At 32.4% G+C, this 8,152-nt stretch carries 5 protein-coding genes; all 5 read left to right on the forward strand.

The window, feature by feature from the left end:
- Positions 1-29 precede the first annotated feature (29 nt).
- The 5 genes from HF850_RS03845 to nifJ all read left to right on the forward strand — a co-directional run bounded on the left by HF850_RS03845 (position 30) and on the right by nifJ (position 7,893).
- Positions 30-581 carry a DJ-1 family glyoxalase III gene (locus HF850_RS03845; RefSeq protein ID WP_169104159.1) on the forward strand — a complete coding sequence of 184 codons (552 nt, stop codon included), beginning with the start codon at positions 30-32 and terminating at the stop codon, positions 579-581.
- Between the two features lie 193 nt (positions 582-774).
- Entirely contained in the window at positions 775-2,541 is a 1,767-nt protein-coding gene (gene recJ, locus HF850_RS03850; RefSeq protein ID WP_169104160.1) for a single-stranded-DNA-specific exonuclease RecJ, read from the forward strand.
- 29 nt (positions 2,542-2,570) lie between these two features.
- The gene (locus HF850_RS03855; RefSeq protein ID WP_169104161.1) at positions 2,571-3,644 is read left to right on the forward strand and encodes an undecaprenyldiphospho-muramoylpentapeptide beta-N-acetylglucosaminyltransferase; all 1,074 of its coding nucleotides are present in this window, start codon (positions 2,571-2,573) and stop codon (positions 3,642-3,644) included.
- A gap of 152 nt (positions 3,645-3,796) precedes the next feature.
- Positions 3,797-4,228, forward strand: coding sequence for a flavodoxin domain-containing protein (locus HF850_RS03860; protein WP_169104162.1), 432 nt, complete (start codon positions 3,797-3,799; stop codon positions 4,226-4,228).
- A 155-nt stretch (positions 4,229-4,383) separates the two neighbouring features.
- Positions 4,384-7,893 carry a pyruvate:ferredoxin (flavodoxin) oxidoreductase gene (nifJ, locus tag HF850_RS03865; protein WP_169104163.1) on the forward strand — a complete coding sequence of 1,170 codons (3,510 nt, stop codon included), beginning with the start codon at positions 4,384-4,386 and terminating at the stop codon, positions 7,891-7,893.
- The last annotated feature ends 259 nt before the right edge of the window (positions 7,894-8,152 follow it).

Consider the following 8,152-nt stretch of genomic DNA (forward strand, 5'->3'; position numbering starts at 1 on the left):
CTCATCATTTGAATTAAGGAGTGTTATTTATGAAGAAAGTATGTGTATTATTAGCAGAAGGTTTTGAAGAAATAGAAGCATTAACTGTTTCAGATGTAATGAGAAGAGCCAATATTAAATGTGATTTAGTTTCAATAAAAGATAAGACAGTAAAATCAAGCCATGGAGTTATTGTAGAAGCTGATAAGATTTTTGATGAAAACATGGATTATGACTTAGTAGTTTTACCAGGAGGTATGCCAGGAGCAGCAAATTTAAGAGATGATGAAAGAGTTATTAGTCTTTTAAAGGAGCAAAACAGTAATAATAAATTAATAGGAGCTATATGTGCAGCACCAATAGTTTTAGGAAGAGCTGGACTTACTGAAGGACTAAACATGACTTCATATCCAGGATTTGTAGATGAGCTTCCAAATTGTATTTACTCAGAAGAACCTGTTGTTGTTAATAAAAATATAATCACAAGCAGAGGTCCTGCGACAGCAATGATGTTTGCATATAAATTATTAGAAGAACTTGGCTATGCTAAAGAAAAGGAAGAGATTGCTTCTGGAATGTTATATACTAAATATTTTGAGTAATTGAAAATAAGTTATTTTTATATTAGTTAAATAATTAAGAGGAATAACTCTGTTATAAATGAGATAATCTTTTATGGCAGAGTTGTTTTTATAATAATTTGATATGTTAATTTAAATCTAACAATAAAATGAATGATTTATTTAAAGTGTTGTATTAAAATTATATATGTAGTTTTATGTTAGGAGAAAAAATATGACAGAAAGATGGTTTATTAAAAATAAAAAGATGAACTACAAGTATATGGCTCAGAAATATGGTATTTCTGAAGTTATGAGTAAGCTTATAGTTAATAGAGATATTATAGATGATGAAATGATTCGAAGTTATATTCATCCTGAGTATAGTATGCTTCATGATGGCAAAGAAATGAAGGATATTATAAAAGCAGTGCATATACTTAAAGATAAAATTGAGAATGGAAAGAAAATAAGAATTGTAGGAGATTATGATGTTGATGGAGTTATCAGTGTTTATATTTTATATTCGGCTCTTAAAAGATGTAAAGCAAATGTAGATTATGAGATTCCAGATAGAATAAAAGATGGATATGGGATTAATATCAACATTATAAAAAAGGCTGAAGAAGATGGAATAGATACTATTCTTACCTGTGATAATGGAATATCAGCAATAGAACCTATAAAAGAAGCTAAAAAGTGTGGGCTTACAGTAATTGTAACTGACCATCATGATATTCCTTTTTTAGAAGATGAAGATGGAAATAGAACATTTATAAGCTCTGAGGCAGATGCAATAATAAATCCTAAGCAGGAAGAATGTAAGTATAAATTTAAACAGCTTTGTGGTGCAGGGGTAGCATTTAAACTTGTAGAAATTTTATATGAAGAGTTAGGCATAGATAAAAATGAATGTTATGAATTTATTGAGTTTCTTGCAATAGCAACTGTTTGTGACGTTGTAGACCTTGTTGATGAAAATAGAATTTTTGTTAAAAAAGGATTGGAACGTATGAATAATACGACTAATCTTGGACTTTATAACTTAATAACTGAATGTGAAATGCAAGATAAGTCTTTAAGTGCTTATCATCTTGGATTTGTTATAGGACCATGTATAAATGCTTCAGGAAGATTAGACAATGCTAAGAAAGGAGTAAGACTTCTTTTAAGTGAAGATGAAAATGAAGCAATGCTACTTGCAAAAGACTTAGTTAAGCTTAATGAAGAGAGAAAATCTATGACCATGAAAGGTGTAGAAGATGCAATAGAGATTATTGAGGGAAGCGACATAATTAATGATAAGGTCTGTGTTGTATATCTACCTCATATTCATGAAAGTCTAGCAGGAATTATTGCTGGAAGGATACGTGAAAAATATAATGTTCCAACATTAATATTGACAAAAAGTGAAGATGGTGCAAAGGGTTCAGGAAGATCAATAGAAGAGTATAATATGTTTGAAGAACTTGTTAAATGTAAGGATATACTTACTAAGTTCGGCGGACATCCTATGGCAGCTGGATTTTCACTTAAGGAAGAGGATATTGATGAGTTTAGGAGAAGGCTTAATGAAAATGCTAATCTAAGTGATGAAGATCTTACGAAAAAAGTAACTATAGATATGGTTCTTCCTTTGGATGATATAAATATTGATATGATAAATGACCTGGATAAATTAGAGCCATTTGGAAAGGCAAATACTAAACCTCTTTTTGGAGAAAAAAATATTAATGTGATAAAAGCAATGATTCTTGGTAAGAATAGGAATGTTCTTAAATTAAAATTAAAAACTTCAAGAGGCAAAGTTATAGATGCTATATATTTTGGAGATATTGAAGAATTTGAAGAAGCTATATCTAAAAAATATAGTAAGGAAGAATTGCAAAAATTATATGATGGCGTATATAATGATGTGAAAATAGATTTAGTATTTTATCCAAATATTAATGAATATAATGGTAATGTAACTATTCAAGTTGTAATTCAAAATTACAGATAAAAAGACAGATTAAGAAAGGATGATATCTTTTGTCTAAGTACAAGATAATAATGACTGGTGGAGGAACTGCAGGTCACGTAACTCCTAATCTTGCTTTAGTACCAAAACTAAAGGAGAATGGGTTTGAAATCAAATATATAGGAAGTATTGATGGAATAGAAAAAGAAATTATAAAAAAAGAAAATATACCGTATTATGGTATTTCTAGCGGTAAGCTTAGGAGATATTTCTCTGTAAAGAACTTTACAGACCCTTTTAAAGTTATGAAGGGAACTATTCAGGCATTAAGAATAATTTCTAAAGAAAAACCAGATGTGATTTTTTCAAAGGGTGGATTTGTTGCAGTTCCTGTAGTCATGGCAGCCTCGTTGAAAAAAATACCTGTTGTGGCTCATGAGTCGGATATGACGCCTGGTCTTGCAAATAAATTATCTGCACCATTTTGTGATAAGCTGTGTGTAACATTTAGAGAAAGCCTTAAGTACATAAAGGATAATAAAGGAATATTAACAGGTAGTCCTATAAGAGAAGAAATACTTCAAGGAGATAAATCAGAAGGTAAAAAAATATGTGGCTTTAATGATGATAAAGAAATCATATTTATAATGGGAGGAAGTTTGGGATCTCAACTTATAAATAATGAAATAAGAAAAAATTTAGATAAGCTTTTAAAAGAATTCAATATAATTCATATATGTGGAAAAGGAAATATTGATGAGTCTTTAAATAATAAAAAAGGATATAAGCAGTTTGAATTTGTAAGAGAGGAACTTCCTCACTTAATGAAATGCTGTGATTATATAATTTCAAGAGCAGGAGCAAATTCAATATTTGAGTTCCTTGCGCTTAAGAAACCAACTATTCTTATACCATTATCAAGAAAAGCCAGCAGAGGAGATCAGATTTTGAATTCAAAGTCATTTGCTAAAGAAGGTTATTCTCTTATGATTGAAGAAGAAGATTTAAAAGATGATGCATTGTATAATAAAATATTAGAGTTAAAAAATAGGAAATCTGAGTTAATAACAAATATGGAAAAAAGTCAGTCAACTAATGCATCTGAAACTATAGTAAATATTTTACTAGAAAGTATAAAAAAATAAAAATATATAAAAGCGTATTTATTTTGTAAAATAAACCAAAATATGAAATGAATTCTTGAAAAATAATTTATGTGAGATATAATAAAAGAGTAAGTTCATTTTAGTAAATATGAAATAATTTATTTATTTTACAAGAAGATGAGGTGCTATTAATGAAAAAAGTGTCAATCATTTACTGGAGTTGTGGAGGAAATATAGAATCTCTTGCAAATGTAATAGCAGACAGTGCTAGAGAAGAAGGTGCTGAAGTTACAATTAAACAGGTTGCAGATGCATCTATAGAAGATGTTTTGAATGCAGATACTGTTGCGTTTGGAAGTCCTGCAGCTGATTCTACTAAAATAGAACAAACAGAGATGCAACCATTTATAAATAAATTAAGTGATTTATCAAATGAAAACAAGGGAAAGAATTGTATTTTATTTGCAAGTTATGGATGGTTTGATGATACTTTCATGGAAATATGGAAGAATCAAATAAAGTCTTTTGGCTTTAATTTAATTGGAGATTTAGCGGTTAAAGAGTCGCCAAGCAGATCGCATGTTGAATATGCTAAAGAGCTTGGAAAGCTGCTTGCAAAATAGCAAAGGCATTTATGCCTTTGCCTTAATTTAGATTGCAAGTATACATAATTAGCTAAATTTAATGTGTGCTATAAGATAGCCATTTTTGCTATTTATATAAAAAATTTAAATTATTTAAATTTAGGTTTTAACACGTAGAAAGAGGGGTCAACGCGATGAGAAAAATGAAAACTATGGATGGTAATACTGCAGCCGCTCATGTATCTTACGCATTTACTGAAGTTACTGCAATCTATCCAATTACTCCATCATCACCAATGGCAGAACATGTTGATGAATGGGCAGCTCAGGGAAGAAAGAATATATTTGGACAACCAGTGAAGGTTATGGAAATGCAATCAGAAGCAGGTGCTGCTGGAGCAGTTCATGGATCTTTACAAGCTGGAGCATTAACAACTACTTATACTGCTTCACAAGGTTTATTATTAATGATACCAAATATGTATAAAATTGCTGGAGAAATGTTACCAGGAGTTTTCCATGTGTCAGCTAGAGCATTAGCTACATCATCATTAAATATCTTTGGTGACCACCAAGACGTTATGGCTGCAAGACAAACAGGTTTTGCAATGCTTGCAGAAGGTTCTGTACAAGAAGTTATGGATTTATCAGCAGTTGCTCATTTATCAGCAATTAAAGGAAGAATTCCATTCTTAAACTTCTTTGATGGTTTTAGAACTTCTCATGAAATTCAAAAAATCGAAGTACTTGAATATGATGAATTAGCTAAATTAGTCGACTGGGATGCTGTTAAAGCATTTAAGAAACACGCATTAAATCCAGATCATCCTGTAACTAGAGGTACTGCTCAAAATGCAGATATATATTTCCAAGAAAGAGAATCTGTTAATAAATACTATAATTCTTTACCAGAAGTTGTTGAAGGATATATGGCTGAAATTACTAAATTAACTGGAAGAGAATATCACTGCTTCGACTACTATGGTGCTGAAGATGCTGATAGAGTTATCGTAGCAATGGGTTCAGTTACAGATGTTGCTGAAGAAACAATTGATTACTTAAGATCAAAAGGAGAAAAAGTCGGATTAGTTAAAGTAAGATTATTTAGACCATTCTCAAATGAAAGATTATTAGCAGCTATTCCAAAGACTGTTAAGAAAATAGCTGTATTAGATAAAACTAAAGAACCAGGTTCAGCTGGAGAACCATTATACTTAGATGTAAGGAATGCATTCTATGGACAAGCTGATGCTCCATTAGTAATAGGTGGAAGATTTGGTTTAGGTTCTAAGGATCCAAACCCAGGTCATATTGCTGCTGTATATGCTAATTTAGCTCAAGACGAACCTAAGAATGGATTTACATTAGGAATCAACGATGATGTAACTAATACTTCATTAGTTGTAACTGAAGATATTGATGCTACACCAGAAGGAACTAAGGCATGTAAGTTCTGGGGTCTTGGATCAGATGGTACTGTTGGTGCTAACAAGAGTGCAATCAAGATTATCGGAGATAATACAGACATGTATGCTCAAGGATACTTCTTCTATGATTCTAAAAAATCAGGTGGTATCACTGTATCTCACTTAAGATTTGGTAAGAAAGCCATTAAGTCACCATACTTAATCAATAAAGCTGATTTCGTATCATGCTCTAACCAATCTTATGTTCATAAATATAATGTATTAGATGGATTAAAACCAGGATGCACATTCTTATTAAATACAATTTGGGATGATGCTGAATTAGATAGACAATTACCAGCAGAATATAAGAGATTCATAGCTAACAACAATATTAAGTTCTATACTATAAATGCTGTAGCTATAGCTCAAGAAATCGGTCTTGGCGGAAGAATTAATATGATTATGCAATCTGCATTCTTCAAATTAACTGAAATAATTCCAGTTGAAGATGCTGTTAAACACTTAAAACAAGCAGTTGTAACTTCTTATGGTAAGAAGGGTGAAAAAGTAGTTAACATGAACTATGCTGCTATTGATAAAGGTGTTGAATCAATTCATGAAGTAGTAATTCCTGATTCATGGAAGAACTGCCCAGATGATGCACCAGTAGAAATGAAACATGCTACAAGCTTTGTTAAGGATATAGTTGTACCAATGAATAGATTAGAAGGAGATAACCTTCCTGTATCTGCATTTGAAGGAATGGAAGATGGTACTTGGGAAGCTGGTACTGCTGCTTTCGAAAAGAGAGGAATTGCAGTTAACGTTCCTGAATGGGATGCTTCTAAGTGTATCCAATGTAATCAATGTTCATTAGTATGTCCACACGCTTCTATCAGACCAATCTTAGTAAGTGAAGATGAAAAAGCTAAGGCTCCAGCTTCAGCTAAGATCGTTGATGCAAAAGCATTAAAGACAGAAGAAAAATTATATTACTCAATGGCAGTAAGCACACTTGATTGTTCAGGTTGTGGAAACTGTGCTCAAATCTGTCCAGCACCAGGAAAGGCTTTAGTTATGAAACCACAAGCTTCTCAAGCTGCTCAAGATGAAGCATGGGAATACTTATTACATGAAGTAGCACCTAAGAAGAACCCAATGAACAAGAAGACTGTTAAAGGTAGCCAATTTGAACAACCATTACTTGAGTTTTCAGGAGCTTGTGCAGGTTGTGGAGAAACTCCATATGCTAAGACTATAACTCAATTATTTGGTGATAGAATGATGGTTGCTAATGCAACAGGATGTTCATCAATTTGGGGTGGTTCAGCTCCTTCAACTCCATATACTAAGAACCATGAAGGACACGGTCCAGCTTGGGCTAACTCATTATTCGAAGATAATGCTGAATATGGTTTAGGTATGTTCTTAGGAGTTAAAGCTCAAAGAGAAGAAATCGCTGCATTAGCTAAGGCTGCTATCGAAGCTAACGATCCTGCAAAAGCAGAATTACAAGATTGGGTAGATAACATGAACGAAGGCGATGGAACTAGAGAAAGAGCTGCTGCTTTAGTTGCTGCACTTGAGAAATCTGGTACAGATGCTGCTAAAGAAATCTTAGAAAAGAAAGAATTCTTCGTTAAGAGATCTCAATGGATCTTCGGAGGAGACGGTTGGGCTTACGATATCGGATACGGCGGTGTTGACCATGTTCTTGCTTCAGGCGAAGATGTAAATATATTTGTATTTGATACAGAAGTTTACTCAAATACAGGTGGACAATCTTCTAAATCTACTCCAACTGCTGCAATTGCTAAGTTTGCTGCATCAGGTAAGAAGACTAAGAAGAAAGACCTTGGAATGATGGCTATGAGCTATGGTTATGTATATGTAGCACAAGTTAATATGGGTGCTGATAGAAACCAAGTTCTTAAAGCAATAGCAGAAGCTGAAGCGTACCATGGTCCATCATTAATTATAGGATATGCTCCATGTATCAACCACGGAATCAGAATTGGTATGGGTAACAGCCAAGAAGAAGCTAAGAGAGCTACAGCTTGTGGATACTGGCAAATGTACAGATATAACCCAACATTAAGAGGAACTGGAAAGAACCCATTTGTTCTTGATTCTAAGGAACCAACTGCTGACTTTAAGGAATTCTTAATGGGAGAAGTTAGATATGCTTCACTTGCTAAAGCATTCCCAGAAGCTGCAGAAGCTTTATTTGAAAAGACTCATAAAGATGCAATGGAAAGATTAGAAGGATATAAAAAATTAGCTAATCAACAATAGTATTAAGAAATAAATTAACAAAGTTGCGCAAAAACTTTGAAAGAGGCTGTCGCACTAGGCGGATAAAATCCGCCGGCGGTAGCCTATTTTTCTATATGTTATTAGAATATTTTCTTTAATTCAAACATCATTTAAAATTTGGCGCACTTTAATAAGGCAATTTAAAAATAATTTTTAAATTAACCTATGCAATCTTTGGTGATTTAAATAAATGCTTGCCAGTTCGGTCTGATTGTATTTTATTATGTAATTTGTTTAT

The organism is Clostridium sp. SM-530-WT-3G (assembly GCF_012843905.1).
In the GTDB taxonomy this organism is placed as follows: domain Bacteria; phylum Bacillota; class Clostridia; order Clostridiales; family Clostridiaceae; genus Clostridium.

Excerpts from the sequence above, each read along its gene's own strand:
- HF850_RS03845 (WP_169104159.1), top strand. The coding sequence starts at position 30 with ATGAAGAAAGTATGTGTATTATTAGCAGAAGGTTTTGAAGAAATAGAA.
- recJ (WP_169104160.1), top strand. The coding sequence starts at position 775 with ATGACAGAAAGATGGTTTATTAAAAATAAAAAGATGAACTACAAGTAT.
- HF850_RS03860 (WP_169104162.1), top strand. The coding sequence starts at position 3,797 with ATGAAAAAAGTGTCAATCATTTACTGGAGTTGTGGAGGAAATATAGAA.
- nifJ (WP_169104163.1), top strand. The coding sequence starts at position 4,384 with ATGAGAAAAATGAAAACTATGGATGGTAATACTGCAGCCGCTCATGTA.